General features: G+C 40.8%; 12 protein-coding genes. 6 read left to right on the forward strand and 6 right to left on the reverse strand.

Annotated elements, in window-relative coordinates:
* The first annotated feature begins 916 nt into the window (after window positions 1–916).
* A complete protein-coding gene (locus AHMF7616_RS15335) occupies window positions 917–2,902 on the forward strand; it encodes a polysaccharide biosynthesis protein (protein WP_115373690.1) in 1,986 nt (661 codons plus the stop codon).
* Window positions 2,903–3,338: 436 nt separating this feature from the next.
* Here the strand turns inward: AHMF7616_RS15335 and AHMF7616_RS15340 are convergent, their stop codons facing one another.
* Complete coding sequence (locus AHMF7616_RS15340) at window positions 3,339–3,599, reverse strand: hypothetical protein (protein WP_115373691.1); 261 nt, start codon at window positions 3,597–3,599, stop codon at window positions 3,339–3,341.
* Between the two features lie 402 nt (window positions 3,600–4,001).
* A complete protein-coding gene (locus AHMF7616_RS15345; protein WP_115373692.1) occupies window positions 4,002–4,454 on the reverse strand; it encodes a hypothetical protein in 453 nt (150 codons plus the stop codon).
* A 621-nt stretch (window positions 4,455–5,075) separates the two neighbouring features.
* Between AHMF7616_RS15345 and AHMF7616_RS15350 the strand changes: the two genes are divergently transcribed.
* Window positions 5,076–7,916, forward strand: a complete 2,841-nt coding sequence (locus AHMF7616_RS15350; RefSeq protein WP_115373693.1) for a PAS domain-containing hybrid sensor histidine kinase/response regulator — start codon at window positions 5,076–5,078, stop codon at window positions 7,914–7,916.
* A gap of 23 nt (window positions 7,917–7,939) precedes the next feature.
* Here AHMF7616_RS15350 and AHMF7616_RS15355 read toward each other — a convergent pair whose 3' ends face one another.
* A complete protein-coding gene (locus AHMF7616_RS15355; protein ID WP_115373694.1) occupies window positions 7,940–8,692 on the reverse strand; it encodes an OBAP family protein in 753 nt (250 codons plus the stop codon).
* Between the two features lie 197 nt (window positions 8,693–8,889).
* On the opposite strand from AHMF7616_RS15355, the gene AHMF7616_RS15360 reads away from it, so the two are divergent.
* A complete protein-coding gene (locus AHMF7616_RS15360) occupies window positions 8,890–9,795 on the forward strand; it encodes an isoaspartyl peptidase/L-asparaginase family protein (RefSeq protein ID WP_115373695.1) in 906 nt (301 codons plus the stop codon).
* Between the two features lie 74 nt (window positions 9,796–9,869).
* Window positions 9,870–10,670 (forward strand): tellurite resistance TerB family protein, encoded by an 801-nt coding sequence (locus AHMF7616_RS15365; protein ID WP_115373696.1) that lies wholly within the window; start codon window positions 9,870–9,872, stop codon window positions 10,668–10,670.
* A gap of 53 nt (window positions 10,671–10,723) precedes the next feature.
* On the opposite strand, the gene AHMF7616_RS15370 is transcribed toward AHMF7616_RS15365, so the two are convergent.
* On the reverse strand, window positions 10,724–12,019 hold the full coding sequence (locus tag AHMF7616_RS15370) for an MFS transporter (protein WP_115373697.1): 1,296 nt from the start codon (window positions 12,017–12,019) through the stop codon (window positions 10,724–10,726).
* A gap of 363 nt (window positions 12,020–12,382) precedes the next feature.
* Between AHMF7616_RS15370 and AHMF7616_RS15375 the strand changes: the two genes are divergently transcribed.
* Window positions 12,383–13,198 (forward strand): SDR family oxidoreductase, encoded by an 816-nt coding sequence (locus AHMF7616_RS15375; protein WP_115373698.1) that lies wholly within the window; start codon window positions 12,383–12,385, stop codon window positions 13,196–13,198.
* A gap of 347 nt (window positions 13,199–13,545) precedes the next feature.
* Here the strand turns inward: AHMF7616_RS15375 and AHMF7616_RS15380 are convergent, their stop codons facing one another.
* On the reverse strand, window positions 13,546–15,438 hold the full coding sequence (locus AHMF7616_RS15380) for a choice-of-anchor tandem repeat GloVer-containing protein (protein ID WP_394335785.1): 1,893 nt from the start codon (window positions 15,436–15,438) through the stop codon (window positions 13,546–13,548).
* Window positions 15,384–16,856, reverse strand: a complete 1,473-nt coding sequence (locus AHMF7616_RS15385; RefSeq protein WP_115373700.1) for a choice-of-anchor tandem repeat GloVer-containing protein — start codon at window positions 16,854–16,856, stop codon at window positions 15,384–15,386. Before AHMF7616_RS15385 ends, AHMF7616_RS15380 begins: the two co-directional genes overlap by 55 nt.
* Before the next feature lie 733 nt (window positions 16,857–17,589).
* On the opposite strand from AHMF7616_RS15385, the gene AHMF7616_RS15395 reads away from it, so the two are divergent.
* Window positions 17,590–19,737: an outer membrane protein assembly factor BamB family protein gene (locus AHMF7616_RS15395; RefSeq protein ID WP_115373702.1), complete on the forward strand. Its 2,148-nt coding sequence runs from the start codon at window positions 17,590–17,592 to the stop codon at window positions 19,735–19,737.
* Window positions 19,738–20,032 lie beyond the last annotated feature (295 nt).

Genomic DNA, 20,032 nt, shown 5'->3' on the forward strand with positions numbered 1-20,032 from the left:
CCTTTTAGATTTATTAGTTATAATAAAGAAGGTATAACAATACCGGATCTTATCTATACGAATGTCACGGGTTAGCTAGTACTACAAAATAAGTATTTAAACCCGAAAGTTGACAATTATAGAAACAATCATTCAAATAAGTTTTTATTATATACAATTTTTTTATATATTTATTTTACTATTATTAATATGCATTGTAAATATGAATACTAAAACATTAAAATAATCTAATTAATAAATATCAATTTACACATTGGCTTAATTCTTGTTAAAATTTTCACCTTTTGAATTAATTATTTAAGTTTAAATTAAAGTCTACAATTTTTTATAGGTTAAATGATAAATTTTAATTTCATATAAGCTTAATTGGTAACAAGTATCTAACTTAACCCTCAAATTTGGTTAGCAAAAAAGGCAATAATATGTAATATGCGCTTTTATATAATTGTGAATTGAAATTGTAAGTGCAGTAAAAAATCGCAACTTTAATAAATATTAATTTAGTTTTATATTTAATTTTTTTTATTAAATTAGCATTTACATTAAAAATTTAATTACTTTACCCAATAAAAGTTATAAAAAAACAAATTGTTAATTTTTATGGTTTTACTACCAATTAGTTAAACATTATTCAAGTATTAGATAAAATTTTACAATTTTTTTTTGCGTTATAGGATTTACTTTACTTATTTTATAAAAATATAATAGTTGATTAATAGAATTATATATATTAAAAATAAAATAGTTAAACCTTTATAGAAATTTAAAGTAAAAGACTATACTAAATTTAGAAACGAGTCAAAACTACGTAGCTCAAGAACAGAAACTATATATAATAAAGCATATAAGTCCTGTAACCATTATAAGAACGTAATTTTATAAGCCACTACTACAAAATCATTAATTACTTTGTGTCATGAAAAAATTTATACTTGCTAATTCAATACCGCGATGGGTCATTTTACTGATCGATCAGGTTATTACAAGCTGGTCATTTGTATTAGCATTTTTTGTAATAACGCAGTTTGAATTTTCAAACATATTAAGAGGACATTTCTTTATATATACAGGCCTATACTGCACTGTTTCGCTGAGTGTATTTTTCCTCATGCGTATACATACAGGCGTAATCCGGTATTCTAATACCCAAGATATTGTTAGAATATTCTCTGCTGTATTAGCTACTAGTTTTATATATATACTTCTATTAACCATGGTAATCATTCCAGTTTACCATATAAACACCATAAATATATTTACGGTACTACTAATTAATTTCTTTATCTCTTCTTCTTTGCTAGTAATGCTTAGAATTGGGGCGAAAAGCTTTTTTCAATTTATTAAGAGAAGTACCACTGCCGAAAAAGAAACGGTGCTCATTTTTGGATCCGATACTAGTTCTATGCTTATAAAAAGAGCTTTGGAACATAGTAACACAAGTCGGTTTGTAATTGCTGGTTTCATTGACGATAATCAACAAAATATAAACAAGTACATTCAACAGAAAAAAGTATATCCTGCTAAAAACATTGAACAATTACGCTTGAAGCTGAAAGTGGATAAAGTAGTTGTGATGAGTGAAGATTTGAAATCTGAAGGAAGAAAGAAAATAATTGAAAAATGTTTAGAAATTGGCTTAAAGATATTAACTGTTCCACCAACCGAACAGTGGATTTCCGGCAAACTACGGGTTAACCAGATTAAAGATCTTAAAATTGAGGATCTACTGCAACGTGATCCGATTGTTATACAAAGCGATAATATCTCTCGCGAAATTACAGGCAAGCGCGTCTTGGTAACAGGCGGTGCTGGATCTATTGGTTCCGAGATTGTAAGACAAGTTTTAACTTTCGATCCGGCTATGGTTATAATCTGTGACCAAGCAGAGTCGCCTTTACATGAACTCCAATTAGAAGTAGAAGAAGCATATCCAGATGCTAATCTAAAAATATACATCTCTAATATTCAAAATTATAACCGGATGTATGCACTTTTTGAAGAGTTTAGTCCGGAGATTGTTTTTCATGCGGCAGCTTATAAGCACGTACCAATGATGGAAAATAATCCATCGGAAGCCATTCTGACGAATATACTGGGTACTAAAACCTTAGCGGATTTGTCTATTGCTTTTGATGTAGAGAAATTTGTAATGATTTCGACAGATAAAGCAGTTAATCCGACTAATATAATGGGTGCTTCTAAGCGTATTGCCGAAATTTACATCCAATCTTTAAACGATGTAAATGTTCAATCGCTAAATAACATTAACTATATTAGTTCACGTTTAAATGATCTAACACACTCTAAAACCAAGTTTGTAACTACTCGCTTTGGAAACGTATTAGGTTCTAACGGCTCTGTTATTCCGCGGTTCCGGGCTCAAATTGAAAAAGGCGCTCCGCTTACCGTTACACACCCCGAAATCACCCGCTATTTCATGACCATTCCGGAAGCGTGTCAGCTTGTTCTGGAAGCTGGCAGTATGGGCAAAGGTGGCGAGATCTTCTTGTTTGATATGGGTGAACCTGTTAAAATTGCTGATTTAGCCAGAAAAATGATTAAACTGGCTGGTTTAATTCCGGATGTAGATATAAAGATTGTTTATACAGGCCTGCGTCCCGGCGAAAAACTTTACGAAGAATTGCTTAATAAAGAAGAAGAATCTATTCCAACGCACCACGATAAAATCAAAATTTCAAAAGTAAGAACTTACCTTTACGATAAGGTAGCTAGTGATATAAAAGAACTGCTCACCTTGGTTCAGAAAGAAAATGATGACTACGAAGTAGTGAAAAAGATGAAAGATATTGTTCCTGAGTTTCTAAGCAAGAACTCGAAATACGAAGAGCTGGATTACAATGTTTCTACTAATAACTCACTATTGATTCAACAGGCTAGCTAACTCCTAGCGAATAAGTTCTCCAGTATTTATTGTTAGCGGCGTGAATAAAACTATTATTCACGCCGCTTTTTTGTAGGTATTAAAATTAGAACAATTTAAAAAATTAGCTATATCCCAGCTATAATATTAAAAACAAGAGTCAGGCAAATCTGGAAAATATCTTTTGGATTATATTGATGCTCATGATCCAAGTAATACTCACCTTAATCGCTTCTTTACGGTAATTTTTTAAATATTTAATACTTACCTTCTTTTTCCGTTTGTATAGCTAAGATTATAACCAAAAGTTCCCGGCATTTTGTTAACGAAAAAGCCTTTCATCTTTCACAGACAAAAGGCTTTTTACAAGTACTGCCTTAGGGTATGAAATGAAACAAATTTTAAATTTTTATTAGTTTACCCTATTTAGCAGCTTCCTAAATAGCTATCAGGTATTTTACATCGCGTAAATCTTCTTCCCCGGAGTTTTAGGAGTTTTATTTTCCAGAATACATTCCGATAGATGGTCCATTTCCGCGGCAAATTGATTTCCTTCCTGTATTTCTATTTTTTGCGTACCGTCTTCTAATTTTAATTCTGAGTTATGTTCGTAGTAATACGTAGCCATATCCAGAATGAGCGATCTTTTAGATCCAAATACTTGAAAGCGCTTAACGCCTTCGTATCCGTAACTGGAACGACAATTTGCCAATACCATACTGGAAAACGGAGCGTAAAAGATACTGTTTTTTCTACTTCTTTAAACCGGCTATCATCAGGATCACTGCATAGCATGGCCGCTATTTCTGATTGATCAGCTTAAAACAGTCGTATGAATTAACAATTAAAATTAACCAACCTCAGTGCTCTTGCTTGCACAAATGCATTCATAAAACAGTAGTTTCAGCCAATTACAATATGGGCAGGACGGAGCTAGCTGATTTTAGAACATTATATAAAAGTTAAATTATACTACCTGGTAAATTTAATTATCATAAAAGATGCATTTTTATTAGGTGATTTTAAATTAAGCATGCCTAACATTTACCCACAAAAAAAACCTTACCAGATTGTTTGGTAAGGTTTTTAATGGAACTGCGAGTATTACCAGCTTTGCCATTTACTTAAGTTGTTTAAAGAAATAGACATAATTATCAGGCATAACCCGAACTAAAACTTCTTTTTCTCCTTTTTTAAGATCAACAAAATAAACGGTGCTCTCGCTATTATACTGAATTACTTTGCTGATTTCGTAACCTTTATAGGTTTTCGCTATTCTGGCTAACGCTACTTCTGATAGTTGGTTGGTTTTACCAACTTGCGTGGTAGCTAGATGATTACCATCTAAATCGTAAAAAGCCGTCATATTTACCCCATCAAGGTTAAAAAAAGCTTTCTGAAATTTATCAGTTACAACCCAGCTTACATTAGTAGCCCCGGTATACAAATCGTTAAATTGGGCTTTAGCAATAGAAGAAGCTTTTACTTCTTTGCTGTACCGGTAATCGTCGGCGGCAAAAGTGCTTACTGATAACCCTGTTACCAATAAAACAGTGTAAATTACTTTTTTCATTTTTGTTACATTTAAATTACGCAACAAAGTAGATAATTATTAATTAAATTTTCAAGTAAAAAGCTATTTATTTAATAAAAAATCAAAATAATTAACTTTAACTTAATAAATATATAATTTAAAAACCCGCTATATAATTGATTAATAATAGCTTTAATTATTTCTGACTTACTATGTTTTACCCAGTAGTACTGCTATAACAACTTGTAATTAATTCTTTGCTCACCCGTATTGCTTTATATAAATGCCCGCAAATTAACCAAGTGCATCAACCAAGTAACACGCGATTTAATGCATGGATTTCAGGAAGACAGTAAGTAGCATTTTTCAACTGCACTACTTCTTTCGGCGTCCTTTTTTAAAAATTCAAAATAAATAATGTAAATAAGATTATTGGCGCGAAATTGTTATGGAACAAGACTAGAATTTAAAAATTTACGCCTGAGTGGTAATAGCGAAAGTACTACTAGTACAAAAAGCTTTTTACGGGCCTTATTACAGTAACATTAAATAATAAAAATATAGCTTAAAGTGCTAAACTATATTAATATATAAATTATTATATATGAATAAGTAGATTAATTGATATATTCCTTAATTTAGCAAAAATTTAATTGCATAATGGCAGAAACTATTCAGGCTTTTAAAAAAAGGCTAGAAGCCGATAATACTGCTCGTATGAAAGTCGAAACAAAATACCTGCAAACGTTTAAATATGTGAAACAGCAAAGTCCTCTTGAAAATCTCAGTAAACAAGAGCAATTATTAAAAGCAATTTTTGATCTGGATGAGCGCTTAACTTTTATTACTGATACAACTGGCAAGATTATTTTGGCCAATAAAGCACTTGCTCAATTTTTCTCTGCAGATCCGCAATCGTTACTGGCTAAAGATTACTTGGATCTTATTTACAAAGACGCACCCACAATCAGTAAACAGAGAAACGTTGATCAATTAGTCATACAAAAAAAGGAGATTGTTTCTTCCGAAGAAAACCTCACGCGGCCAAATGAAGCTGAAAAATGGTTCTTTTGCACCAGGCAACCGCTATTTCTTAACGGAGCAGGCTACTTGCTTGTTCAGTTTGCAGATATCACTGAAAAAAAACAAACAAAACAGATTTCTTTTGAACAAGCTGAATTTTACCAATTAATCTCCGAAAATTCCTCAGATCTTATTGGCTTGCACCATCCGGATGGTAGGGTGTTGCTATATTCTGCCAACAGTAAGGATTTACTTGGCTACGATGCTACCGAACTAATTGGAAGCTTCCCTTATACACTTATACATCCAGATGATCTGGAAGTAATTAAAGAATCAGAAAACAAGAATTCATTAAAGGATAGCCCTTTTCTTCTACCTCAGTACCGTATACGCAAAAAAAATGGCGAGTATACTTGGTTTGAAACCACAATTAAATTTATTACAGATGAAGCTGGACAAATTATTCGTATACAAAGTTCGTCGTGCGATATAAGTAATCGTAAGAAAGCTGAAGTAGCCCTCGAAAAAAGTGAGAAAAAGTACCGGGACTTAGTTTCGTATAGCCAGGTAATTATTTTTACGCACACCCTGGACGGTATTATATTATCCACCAATCCTATTATGCAAAATATACTGGGCTATACCGAACTGGATATGGTGGGCTTACCTTTTACCGAGATACTGCGCCCCCGGGATCGGATACGTTATCAGGAATATCTCCACGACATTTTGCAGCATGATAAAGTGGTAGATGTTATTACCGTAATAGATAAACAAGGACAGCCTAAACATTTACTTTTTCAGAATATAAAGGTAAACGAACCGGATGTAGAACCTTACATTATTGCCTTTGCTCAAGACATTACAGAGCGTTTAGAGGCCGAAAATGAACTTAAAAAAGCTAAAAACAAAGCAGAGATTTCGGCTAAATCCAAAGAATTATTTTTGGCTAACATGAGCCACGAAATTCGGACTCCCATGAACGGGATTATTGGCATGGCCGCCTTGTTAAAGAAAACTTCCTTGGATACTGCTCAGCAGAATTATCTGAAACTTATTCAAGAATCAGCGCAAAATCTCCTGGTAATTATCAACGATGTACTCGATGTAGCTAAAATAGAATCCGGAAAGCTGCAATTTGAAGAAATACCTTTTAATGTAAACGATATTTTACTCTCTGCGCAACAATCGCTTATTTACAAAGCCGAAGAAAAAGATATCTTATTAGATGTAAAGCTTTTAAATTTAAAAGAACCTTTAGTTACCGGCGATCCCTACCGACTTACGCAAATATTAATAAATCTGCTCAGCAATGCTATAAAGTTTACGCAAGTAGGTAGAGTAGAACTAGCGGCCGAAATAGCCCACGAAAGTATTTTTGAGTATACTCTACGCATTGCCGTTACCGATACGGGTATTGGCATTGCTGCAGATAAAATAGATACTATTTTCGAAAGTTTTGTGCAAGCGAATAGTGATATTACCCGCAAATACGGGGGTAGTGGATTAGGTCTTACTATTTGCAAAAACTTAATAGAATTACAGGGAGGGCGCATTTGGGCTAAAAGTAAGCCTGGTCAGGGAGCTACATTTATTTTTGAAATAAATTACCCTAAAGTGCATCAAACACCTGCTACTCCCGAAAAAGCTCCACAGATTAATTATAATACCTTAAGTTCGTACAAAATTTTATTAGCGGAAGATAATGCCATTAATCAATTTATGGCGGAATCGATTTTAAATAGCTGGGGCGTACTAGTTGACATTGCCAATAATGGAAAGGAGGCTTTGGATCTGCACCAACAATTTACTTATGACATAATCTTAATGGACATTCAGATGCCGGTAATGGGTGGGGTGGAAACAACGCGATTAATCCGGCAAATGTCTAACCCCATAAAAGCGCAAATTCCTATTATTGCTCTTACAGCTAACGCCTTAAAAGGCGATAGCGAAGTTTACTTGCAAGCGGGGATGAATGATTACATGTCAAAACCATACGAAGAAGAAAAATTATTTCTAAAAATTTCTCATAATATCCGTCAGAAGGACTTAGCCGTTGAAACGCTACCCGAAACTGGCGGCAAAGAAGCAAGCTCATTAATCTTACCCGTGGGCAATCAATATAACTTAAGCTTAATTCAGAATTTGGCTAAAGGCGACCAATCATTTGTCAACCAAATGATTGCCATGTTTATTAGTATTATTCCGGATGCGATCCGCAACATGCAAACCTACACCGCCACTAACAATTGGTATGAGTTAAGCCAAGTAGCGCATAGTCTGAAACCTGCCGCCGATACCTTAATGCTTTTTTCAATCCGGGAGCAGTTGGCAAAATTAGAAACGGATGCCCGAAATAACCATCAACTTACGGCTATACCTGCTTTAGTTGCCAGCATTACCAATGGCCTGCAAGAAATTATAAACCAGCTACAAAAAGATTTTCAAAACGCAGATATTTTTTCAAAAAATTAGTATTGCCTGTTCCTCCCAATGCTCTAGTGTGCATGAGCAGAAACATCCGGCTCGGAAGTAACCTGTAATTGCTTTACTTTACCTTGTTCCCAAGCGTTCGCTCCGGGTACTGGTTTAGGCATGGGAATATCGGCGCGCTGTTGTTGCTTTTCGGTGGCTTTTACCTTAAATCGTGCATCCCGGTCGGCTAGCAATTTCGGATCTAGCTGGCCATCCTTCGTAAAGCCCATCATAATTTGCGGAATACCCATCGGTAGTTCCAGATCCTGGTCGGTATGCCAGGTATGAATCACCTTACCGTAAGTGGAAACAATTTGCTCCATTAACTCATGTTCGGCTACGTCAGGGATTCCGGGCGCAATTAGTTCTCCCGATTTTACCTCGTAGGCGTGACTATGCCATAATTCCCGCTCGGCCATTGGTAAAGTACGGAATAACTTTTCCGACACAATGTATTCTACACCCATGATTTTAGCGGTTTCACCGTTGCCATCGTACATCACGCACTGGGTTAAATCTTCGTTAATTTTAGTGCAGTAATGGTGTGCTTCCATTTGTCCTTTTATATTCCCGTTGTAAAAATGAAAACCATCGAGGTACATGTTTAATTTTTTTAACGGCGTTTTATCTTGCATCACTGCAGCTCCGGTTTCCAGAACTTTCGTTTTCGTTGATTTTTCCTGTCCCGGCGATTTTACGTACGAACTGGTATTTTCGCCGCCGCAGCTCCATAGCCATAAAGGCACCATTAGCAAAAACAATCTGAATCTTCTCATAACTACTAAACTCTCCGGTGTTCTTTTATTTGTTGCTATTTCTTAAGAAGTTAACGGCAGTAATTGCGTCAGGTTTTGTGCATTTAATTTTAAAAGCTAATTAATACGGATACATAATGCCGTATTTAAACAACAACAAGAGGTTTTTTTAAAGAGTACTTAAGATGCTGGGTAAACTAGATTACATAGAGTGATATATGAAAGATTTTGTGATAGTGATTCACGGTGGCGCCGAGAATAAAACCCGCCGGGATATTGGTTCTGATCTGGAAGCCGCTTACCGCCGAGGCCTGGAAGAAGCATTATTGGTGGGTTGGGAAATTTTGAATAGCGGCGGAGCCGCCATTGATGCCGTAGAAGCCGCTGTTAGAACCATGGAAAACAACTATATATTTAATGCGGGAAAAGGGGGAGCGTATACCGAAAAATATAAAAATGAGTTTGATGCATCTATTATGTGCGGGCAAACTTTGAAAGCCGGAGCAGTAGCGGGCGTGCAGCGCGTTAAAAACCCGATTAATTTAGCCAAAACCATTCTGGATAAATCAAAGCACGTGCTATTAACCGGTGAGGGAGCCGAAGAATTTGCTCTGGAACATCACTTAGAATTTAAACCAATAGAATATTTCCGGACCAAAAAACAACTTGATGAATTAGAAAAAACCAAAGAAGAAGAAAAAGTAAAAGAATTTGATACCGTGGGAGCCGTAGCCCTGGATAAGAACGGCAATTTAGCAGCGGCTACTTCTACGGGTGGTTTAGTGAACCAACACAATGGGCGGGTTGGCGATACACCTATTATTGGCGCTGGCACTTACGCCAATAACGAAGTTTGTGCTATTTCCTGCACCGGCGAAGGCGAAGGCATTATGCGGGCCGTGGTGGGGCACGAAGTGTACGCTTTAGTTAAATATTTAAAAATGCCCATTCAGGAAGCCTGCCAGCAAGCGGCTAATGTTTACAAAGACAAAATAGAAGGTGATAAAAACTTAATTGCGCTGGATTCACAAGGCACTATCGGCATTTATTATGAAACCGACTTAATGTTTCGGGCTTTTAAAAAAGGACAACAGCCGCACACCGTTGCCATTTGGGAAGATTAATACTCTATTTTAGAAAACCTAACTTACCAGGCGGTTCATTCGTTAACAGGAAGCTAACACTAAACTTATAAAGCATGGAACAAGAGCCAACTACCCTGTTAAAAGATCATCCGATAGAAGAAAGAGGCGCCTACCTGGGCGCATTAGCTACCATTGCTTCTGCTGATGGCAATGCTACCGCCGAAGAACTGGAATTTTTAAAAATGATGGCCGAAGCGGCAGAACTACCGGCCAACATTCAGCAGGAAATTACCCAGATTGCCCAAAATCCGTCGCAGATTAGCTTGCAAAGATGCTTGGATACTTTAAAGCAAAGCACCTTACGATTTTCTTTTGTAACGGATATCATTAGTTTTGCTAAATCCGATGGTCAGTATTCGCCGGAAGAACAGCAACGCATTCAGGAAATCTCTAACTACTTGGGCATCGATCAGAAACAGTTTAGTATTCTGGACCAATTTGTAGATAAAGCAAACACGGCCAAACAACAAGGCGAAGACCCTACATCGCCGGCCTTTTTACATAAAAGCGGTTTTGGTGATATGTTTAAAAACGTTGGCATTTCACCGCAAATGGTTACGGGCATGCTGGGCATTTTAGCACCAATCGTTTTAAGTCGCATGATGGGTGGCCGTCGGCACGGCGGCATGATGGGCGGCATGGGCGGTGGCCTGTTAGGTGGTTTACTAGGCGGCGGAATGGGCGGACTAGGTGGTGGTATGGGTGGCTTTGGCGGTGGAGGCGGTCTGGGTTCTATTATTTCTATTCTGGGCGGCTTAAACGGTCGACGGGGCTACGGCAGCATGGGCAGCGGTGGCTTAGGTGGCTTATTGGGAGGTATCCTGGGAGGTGGTCGCCGGGGTTCCGGTTGGTAAACGAATCGAAAATTTAAAAAAATTGTCAGTTCTTCTTGTAGCTAAACAAGAACTTACATTTCTGGAACCAGGGATTTGGCAGTGTGGGTAGCAGATTTATTTAAAGTGTATACGACATACATGCAGATAAAAAGTACTACTCCGCAGCCAACTCCCAATACCGGAGCTGGTACTACAAGTAAAGCCCAACCGCTTACATAGGAACCTATTATTTCGCAAAAATTAATCAGCGCCATATAAGTGGTAAACTGAGAACCGGCGGTGTAATCCTTGCACAGCGTCATTAAAATGGGAAAAGCAGCTACACTAAACATGGGATCGGCAATATTCCAGATTAACAAGCCCGATACCGCAAATGGTCGGATATTCCAGAGAAAGGCCAGCAAGTTAAAAACTATTAGAAATACGGCTAAAAATCCCATTACTTTTATTTGTAAACGTTGCGGGCTTAACCGGTCAGCCAGAATACCGCCACTTAGCACTACTATGAGCGTTAGGGCACTGCCCCACCCTCCTTGTAACACCGATACTTCTTGGTCGGGCCAGTGCAACACCTGAATTAAGTGAAAGGCAAACGACCGGATAAAAATACTGAAACATAAATAGGATAAGGCAATTACGCCAAAGGTGCGCAAACTGTGCGCCTCGGTTATGCTGCGCCATAAAAACTGGAAAACTTTTTTTAATTGGGGGTTTTCTTCTGATCGTACAAGCTTTTTAGCAAGTTTCCGGTTGGGCAATAAAGGATCGTTTGGATCTAGCTTTACAAAAAAAGTAATTACGGTAAATATAAACAACACGCCAGATTGCACCAGCACCGCTGTTTTAAATCCATATTGATGCAGTACATAGGCCAAGGCCGCTGCTCCAAAAGAAATGCCCATTAATAAGCCGCCGCGCATACAAGCATTTAACCTCCCCCGCTCTGCCACCGGCACTACCGAAATCGCCATGGCATCTACGCTGGCATCCTGCACCGAAGCAAACAAGCTGTGTGTAAAAAAAACTAACCCTAAAAACGACAGTTGTGTCACCGGATCATTTACCAGCAAAAGAGTTAACGAAGCCAGAAAAGCCGCAAATTGCGTTAAAACCACCCATTGTTTTCGGTGCCCAACCACCGAATATTGGTAGCGGTCGATGAGCGGCCCCCACCCAAACTGAATAATCCAGGGAATGCCCACAATACTCACAAATGTACCAATACTGGCCGAACTAACGCCTTTACCCGCTAAATAATTGGCTATAGCGGTAAGCGCAAACCCCGAAGGAATGCCTTGCATCAGGTATAAATAAAAAAAAGTAAAGTACCGCATCTGGGCACTTTGGGTTAAAGCGGGTAAGCGCATTAATTGGTGTTTGAATTTAAAAATCGGGATAGAGTACCTGGCTTATTGATTCGGGTATCACTCATTAATTTTAACGCGACCTAAACTGCCGGACTTTTTTAATTTTTAAATTCAACAGCTTTAAAGCCTTAATGTTTGATCCATTAATTAATAATTACCCGGCGGAATGATAAAATTTAAAAATTTTTAAAAAACCGTTTACCACTACTGCCGTAGTTCTTGTTGAAAATCGCTTTTCGATGAAACTTATTTATGCAGCACCATTCTGTTAAACCTAGCTAGCAGGCAAACTTTTAGTAACCATTACCGCCTGTCGGTGGTATGTAAAACCGCAAGAGTATTTTCTAATTTAACTACTGTACCATGGCCCAAACCGAAAAACAACGCTTAAAAAATCAAATTGCCTTGGTAACCGGAGCCAGTTCCGGCATTGGCGCTGGTGTAGCCAAAGCCCTGGCCGCTGATGGCGCTACTATAGTAGTGAATTACTCCAGCAGTGCCGAAGGCGCCGAAAAAGTTGTAGCCGAAATTAAAAATGCCGGTGGCCAAGCCATTGCTTTAAAAGCCGATGTTAGTAAAGAGGCAGAAGTGCTCGAATTATTCCGGCAAGTGATAGAGCAGTTCGGCACTTTGCATATTTTAATAAACAATGCCGGCATTCAGCAAGATGCGCCGTTTGTGGAAATGACTTTGGCGCAATGGCAAAAAGTAATCGATGTAAATTTAACGGGTCAGTTTTTGTGTGCCCGCGAGGCGGCCAAAGAATTTTTGCGGCGCGGCCTTCAACCAGAAATATCTAAAGCCGCCGGAAAAATAATTTGCATGAGTTCGGTGCACGAAGTTATACCTTGGGCCGGACACGTGAATTACGCTAGCTCTAAAGGAGGCATTATGTTGCTCATGAAATCCATTGCGCAGGAATTGGCGCCGTATAAAATTCGGGTTAACAGCATTGGCCCCGGAGCTATCAAAACACCGATTAACCGCGAGGCCTGGGAAACTACCGAGGCTGCCCAAAAGTTACTTACTCTAATTCCCTACAACCGCATTGGCGAACCGCGAGACATTGGCGAAGCGGCGGCCTGGCTCGCCTCCGATGAATCGGATTACGTGCACGGTATTACGCTTTTCGTAGATGGCGGCATGACTTTATTCCCTGGATTCGAGGCAAACGGATAAAATGTTAAAAATTAATTAAAGTTTTTAGAAACCCCGAAAATCACTTTTCCTCTACTAAACTTCGGTAGTAATTTTCTTATTTTATCCGATAACTTATACTTCCTTTTTCCAATAGGAAAGTTCCTTTGCTTTGACTCTTGAGAAAAACCATCTCGATTATCAATGATTCTTTCAAAAGATTACTCCAAAAGATTAATCAGTCAAAACCTAACCGCTAATAACAATACCTTAGTTCGAGTATAGTGGCGGTAAAAAGTTAAACCAGAAATGGTAAAGCCTTGTGCAGTGGACCTTACCATTTCTGGTTTAACTTTTTTAAATTTTAATCTGGTTGTAGATGAATGGCTTTATTCTTTTAAAAATTTCATCGTTTGATAACCTTGCTTGGAATGTACTTGCAATAAATACAAGCCCGGCTTTAAGGTCTCGACATTTACTTGCAACTGATCGCTGCTAATTACCTGGTGCGGATTGTGCAGTACTTCGACTCCGGCCGCATCTCTCACCGAAGTTTGGGGGTTATCCAGGGGCTCACTTAATTGTACCATAAACTGATTATGAACCGGATTAGGATAAAGACCCAAGATAATGGTGTTTTCTGCTTCGGTTGGCACCTCCTCGGCCAGTCGTTCGGCACCAGCAACCGGTAATACCTCAATCGCCGATACACACGCTTTATCCACCGTAGAAACAAAATTTAAGTTGAGCGTATTGCCACTAACTGTTATATTTTTGGTAACTACTACGGCCCGGCGTACACCGTCCGCTGCGGCATAAATATCGTAATTGGTTAACCAGCTATTTCCCTCGGCAGTTACGTTAAACTTGCGCTTACCCGTGGTAGTAAAAAATACTTCGGCAAAATGCAGCTTTACGGTGTACACTCCGTTTGGCACCGGTATGTTATAATTAAAGCTCCCACCCGTAGTAGTTGCCCGGCGGTTATCCTGGTACAGGGCATCGTTGGTGGTGTTGGCAATAGCTAAATCGGTGGTAGATATACTGGTTGCTCCACTAAAATGGTTATCAGCGCTAAAGCTACCCACTGCCGGGCCGCCCGTATTCAGGCGAATGGCCGTTGGTGCCCCCACGGTAATAGTTACCGTTTTAGCAGATGATGTTTGGCAACCCCAGGTAACCGTAAAAGTAAACGAATCGGTACCCGTATAGCCAGGTTCCGGGGTATAAGTGCGGTTAGCGCCCGAGCCGCTTAAGGTGCCGTGGGCCGGAGAGGCTACAATGCTGTACGTTACAGGAGATCCGCCGGAGCCAGTAAGGGTGATTGCTTTAGCGGTGTTCACGGCGGTAGTTACACTTTGCGCGTTTGCTGTTGGATTGGCTTTCTGTAATACTAAACTCCCAATAGGACTTCCCCCGTCAGTAGCAATATTAAGGTGGCGGAGTACCTGAAACGTACCGCTGGTACTAATTCTAAAAATGGTGCCGAAACCATTGATACCTCCGCTGTTGTTAAGGCCGTAAAAACGCCCGTCAGTGCCTTGTACCAAATCTCCTTGCGGGTATCCCCCATCGGTAGTACTATCGAAGTCGCGCAAAACCAGGAAAGTGTCGCCATTCGGCGAGATTTTAAAAACTACTCCGGTACTAGAAGCACCGCCCGTATTGGTCATGCCATAAAAAAAGCCGTCGGCGCCTTGTACCAAGCTATTGCGAAAGGGATAACCGCCATTCGCAAAATCAAAGTTTTTGATAACAGTCAAATCGCCATTAGACGTAATTTTAAACACTGTGCCATAGCCAATACTCCCCCCGTAATAAGTCATGCCGTAAAAATTATTGTCTTTGCCCCGCACCAGGCTGCCGTACGGAGAACCGCCGGTAGTGCTATAATCTAGTTGTTTTAGTACGGTAAAAACAGTACCTGATGTATTTATTTTAAAAATAGTCCCGTGATTGTAGGTACCACCTCCTTGGGTCATGCCGTAGAGATACCCATCGGAGCCTTGCACCAAACTGCCGTAAGAATAGCGCCCGTCGTTGGTACCATCCAGGTTCCAAAGTACCGTATAAGTGCCTCCCGGCGTTATTTTATAGATGGTGCCGAAGCCGTAAGTTCCTCCGGAAGTGGCGGTGCCGTAAAAATTACCATCGGAACCCTGCACTAAGCCGCTTTGCGGACTATAACCAGTTAGACTATTCCCAGTAGTAGGATTATTAAAGGCTTTTATCCCGGCAAAAGTACCACTGCAAAACTTAAAGATGGTACCGCCTTCATTAATCCCCCTGTTAAGGTAGTACCGTAAAAATTACCATCGCGGGCTTGAATTAAATTACCAATTGGGCGGATGCCTTTACTTGCTTCCGGAAATTGAACGAGCCGGGTAAAGGTGCCGCCGGGCGTAAGCCGGAAAATAGTGCCGCCATCGGTAGCGCCGCCGAAAGAAGTCATGCCGTAAAAATTACCATCGGTGCTGTTACGAACCAGGCTACCCTGGGCATTGCCCCCGTCGGTGTAAGCCAAATTTTTGAGAACCGTATAGGTACCACCCGGAGTCATTTTAAATAAAGTACCGTAACCTACACTGCCACCCGATTGCATGATACCGTAAAAATTGCCATCCGTATTCTGCACCAAACTGCCCTTCGGGTAACCTCCATCCGCGGTATAATTCAGGTTTTTGAGAACCGTATAAGTGCCGCCGGGAGTCATTTTAAACAAGGTACCGTAACCAAAAGTACCCCCTTGGTACATCATCCCGTAAAAATTACCATCAGCGCCCACTATTAAGTTGTTCCCCGTTGGGAAGGCCCCATCCGTAGTATAATTTAAATGGCGCCGCACCGTAAAGGTACCACTTAATGATATCCGGAAGATAGTGCCTTGATTATTCGTACCGCCCACGGAAGTCGTGCCGTACAGGTTGCCGTCCGCCCCTTGCACCAGACTGCCGTATGGATTAGCGCCGTCAGTAGCAGAAACGAAACTGCGCAGTACGGTATAATCGCCCCCCAGCGTAATTTTAAAAATAGTACCATTGCCCGTACTTCCTCCTCCTAATGTCAATCCGTAGAAATTACCGTCGCTGGCTTGAATTAAGTTTTCGTACGGGTACCCACCATCATTGGTATAATCGAGGCTGCGCAGCACGGTAAGCGTGCCCCCCGGAGTAATTTTAAAAATAGTACCGTAATTATAAGCCCCCCCTTTGTAGGTCATGCCGTACAAGTTACCATCGCTGGCTTTTTTTAAGCTACCCTGTGGGTTAGCTCCGCTAACAGTATTGTTAAAGCTATGCAGAATAGTAACCGTGCCGTTTGCTGTCATTTTAAAAATAGTACCGTAGCCATAAGCCCCACCGCGCGAAGTCATGCCGTAGAAGTAACCATCGTTGTTTTTGATTAAATCGCCGTAAGGAATTTGACCCGATATGGCAAATCTATGACGCACCGTAAAACCTGAACCATCGCTTTTAATGGTAAATGCGGTACCCTCGTTCTGTGACCCACCTATAGAAGTTAAACCAACTAACACATCCTGGGCCTGCACTGCTAAGCCAATACACCAATTAAGACTAAATACCAGCAGAAATAGCCGGTACTGCTGTTGGTACTTGCTTAGTAAGGCACTTTTTTTAAATTTTTGGTTTGTTGCCGAAAAAATATTGTTTCCGTTGGAAGAAGGTAGGTGTTGCATCATGGTTGATCATTTAGAGGTTTATAATGTTTCGGGTAAACTAGTAGAGGCATTTGCCGCTGCTCCAAGCAGCGCCGCTGGGTTAAATTAAAAAGCCTTATGCGTTTACAACGAGCAGGCAAAAGAATCAGCCGACCAGTAGTATCTTCCTAATGTTATATTTCTAACTGCCGGGCACGAAGGAAGTGCGCATTGCTGGGAACAATACTCTGAACAACCAATTGCAGCCAAGTAACACTTCCGGTAAACGTAGGCTTTAAGTAATATAAGTAAGCCTGCATTTGGGCAAAATAAATATACCGACTCTGCTTTATTTTAAACCACGCCGATGTTTTATCAGTAACTCCTTGAAAAGCAAAAGGTAGCAACTATTACCAGCAACCGCAATACTTATTTTTGAGTATTTTTCGGGAGATTTTTTTAAATTTTTTATGGGAACTGGTTAAATACTTGCCCGAATCATTTTAAAAATTCGGGCAAAGTAGCACTACTCTATAAGGCATTTTTAAATAATTACCAGCCGTTTACTGGGTCCAATCCCGAAGTATAAAAATCTTTATTTTGTACTCCTCTTAACAGCATCCGGGGCTTCCTTGATTTTAATGCTACTGCCACTTTAAAAATTTTGCCCCTTCTCTTTAATCCTTTATCTTTAAAGTTGCTGGTTTTGCAGTTACTGGTTTAGGTAAAAGCCATGAAACGGATGCCATTACACTATCTATTTTTTAAAAATCAGATGAAAAAACTTTTACTACCGGCCCTGGTGCTGGGTATTACAGGCTGCCTCACCAGCCGGCTGTTACCGGATAATGCGGCCGATACAGCTTCGGGGCAGAATTGGCGCGAGTACCTGGGCGGCCCTGATCGCAATCATTATTCTACTTTAAAGCAAATTAACGCAGCAAACGTAGCTAACTTAAAAATAGCCTGGGAATACCACACCCGGGATTCGGGCCAGATGCAAGTTAATCCGATTATTGTGGACGGTACGCTTTACGGCATGACGGCCACTTCCCAACCTTTTGCCGTGGATGCGGCCACGGGCCAAGAGCGGTGGAAACTAAAACCTACTGCTGAGTCAAACGGATTAAGTACCAGTCGCGGCCTTACTTACTGGGAAAGCGGCGAAGATAAACGCATTTTATATACCAATGGCCCTTGGTTATACGCCTTAGATGCCCGCACGGGGCAAGCTATTCCTAGTTTTGGTGAAAACGGCCGCACCAGTTTAAAAGCGGGATTAGGCGAAACCGCGAAAGATAAATTTGTAATCTCCAACACGCCGGGTACGGTATTTAACGATTTAATTATCATGCCCATGCGGCTTTCCGAAGGAGCCGATGCCGCTTTGGGCCATATTCAAGCGTTTGATATTCGGACGGGTAAATTAACTTGGGTTTTCCGGACCATACCGCAACCGGGTGAGTTTGGCTACGATACCTGGCCTCCCGACACTTACAAAAACACCGATGTAGGCGGCGGCAATAACTGGTCGGGCATGTCCGTGGACCGCCAACGCGGCATATTGTACGTTCCTACCGGGTCGGCTGCATTCGATTTTTACGGCGGCAACCGCAAAGGCCAAAATTTATTTGCCAACTGCTTACTGGCCCTCGACGCGAAAACCGGCAAACGGCTCTGGCATTACCAACTGGTACACCACGACGTGCTGGACCGCGATGCACCGGCACCGCCCAATTTAATTACCGTTACCCACAAAGGCAAAAAAGTAGATGCCGTAGCCCAGGTAACCAAACAAGGTTATGTTTTTGTGTTCGACCGGGTAACCGGCGCGCCCTTGTTCCCGATAGAAGAACGACCTGTACCTGCCACCGATGTAGCCGAAGAACAAACCTGGCCCACGCAACCCTTTCCGACCAAACCGGCTCCCTACGCCCGCCAATCGCTCACCGTAGCGGAGCTAAATCCGCATGCTGATAATCTGGAGGAATTAAAAACAACCCTTCAAGCTTCCCGCAGCGAGTCTGGCCCATTTACCCCGTTGAGTAAGAGAGGCACCATTATTTTTCCGGGTTTAGATGGGGGAGCCGAGTGGGGCGGTGCTGCCGTTGATCCGGATGGGATAATGTATGTAAACAGCAACGAAATGGCTTGGCTTTTGGCTTTAAAATCAACGGCTCCGGATGCCAATTTGGCTAGCCTGAGTTCTGGGGAGCGCCTGTACGCCAGCAATTGCACCCCTTGCCACGGAGCCGAACGAAAAGGAAATCCGGCGAGTGGCTATCCGGCTTTAATCGACATTCAGAAACACCGCACCACCGATTATGTAACCAACGTAGTATCTAAAGGCAAAGGCATGATGCCCGCATTTACCAAGTTCTCCGCCGAAGAAAAAAAGGCGTTAGTAGCATTTCTGTTCGGCACCGAAAAGCTGGAACCGGGCATTACTAAGTTAAAAGAACCTGGTTTAGAAAACAAAAAAGGCATGCCCGATGTACCGTACCGCATTTCGGGTTATACCAAATTTCTGGATAAGAAAGGTTACCCGGCTATTAGTCCGCCTTGGGGCACCTTAAATGCCATAGACCTGAATACCGGCGAATACCGCTGGAAAATAACTTACGGCGAAACGCCCGAACTAGCCGCCAAAGGAATCCCGCAAACCGGGGCCGAAAGCTACGGAGGTCCAGTAGTAACTGCCAGCGGCCTGCTGTTTATCGCCGGTACCAAAGATCAAAAGTTACGCGCTTACGATAAAAACAATGGCAAATTACTCTGGGAAACTACCCTGCCGGCCGCGGCTTTTGCTACCCCCAGCACCTACGAAGTAAATGGCAAACAATATTTAGTGCTGGCCTGTGGTGGTACCAAATTAGGGGTTCGCAAAGGCGATAGCTACGTAGCCTTTGCTTTACCGGATTAGGTTACAAGTTAATTTAGTAACAAAACCATTTTTAGCGTACCAGCAAAACCTTATTGGTGGCTACCCGATGCGGAGAATAACTTGTTTATTCCCCGCATTTTTTATTTTGGCCAGTACGCGTTTTGGTCAATCTTACTTCTATCCCGAGAAAATTTACGCTTTACTCCCGCCCAAACCGGAAACCCATATCTTTTTAAATTGCCTGGTGTTACCTAATCAGGTAAGTATATACCGTATAGTATAATGAGCCAAACACCTAAATTTTTAAAAATACGGTATTGCAACCGCCGGCGGA

The organism is Adhaeribacter pallidiroseus, from assembly GCF_003340495.1.
Classification (GTDB): domain Bacteria; phylum Bacteroidota; class Bacteroidia; order Cytophagales; family Hymenobacteraceae; genus Adhaeribacter; species Adhaeribacter pallidiroseus.

Coding starts and splice junctions, on each gene's coding strand:
- AHMF7616_RS15340 (WP_115373691.1), bottom strand. CDS start 3,599: ATGGTATTGGCAAATTGTCGTTCCAGTTACGGATACGAAGGCGTTAAG.
- AHMF7616_RS15385 (WP_115373700.1), bottom strand. CDS start 16,856: ATGATGCAACACCTACCTTCTTCCAACGGAAACAATATTTTTTCGGCA.
- AHMF7616_RS15350 (WP_115373693.1), top strand. CDS start 5,076: ATGGCAGAAACTATTCAGGCTTTTAAAAAAAGGCTAGAAGCCGATAAT.
- AHMF7616_RS15375 (WP_115373698.1), top strand. CDS start 12,383: ATGGCCCAAACCGAAAAACAACGCTTAAAAAATCAAATTGCCTTGGTA.
- AHMF7616_RS15355 (WP_115373694.1), bottom strand. CDS start 8,692: ATGAGAAGATTCAGATTGTTTTTGCTAATGGTGCCTTTATGGCTATGG.
- AHMF7616_RS15365 (WP_115373696.1), top strand. CDS start 9,870: ATGGAACAAGAGCCAACTACCCTGTTAAAAGATCATCCGATAGAAGAA.
- AHMF7616_RS15345 (WP_115373692.1), bottom strand. CDS start 4,454: ATGAAAAAAGTAATTTACACTGTTTTATTGGTAACAGGGTTATCAGTA.
- AHMF7616_RS15360 (WP_115373695.1), top strand. CDS start 8,890: ATGAAAGATTTTGTGATAGTGATTCACGGTGGCGCCGAGAATAAAACC.
- AHMF7616_RS15370 (WP_115373697.1), bottom strand. CDS start 12,019: ATGCGCTTACCCGCTTTAACCCAAAGTGCCCAGATGCGGTACTTTACT.
- AHMF7616_RS15395 (WP_115373702.1), top strand. CDS start 17,590: ATGAAAAAACTTTTACTACCGGCCCTGGTGCTGGGTATTACAGGCTGC.
- AHMF7616_RS15335 (WP_115373690.1), top strand. CDS start 917: ATGAAAAAATTTATACTTGCTAATTCAATACCGCGATGGGTCATTTTA.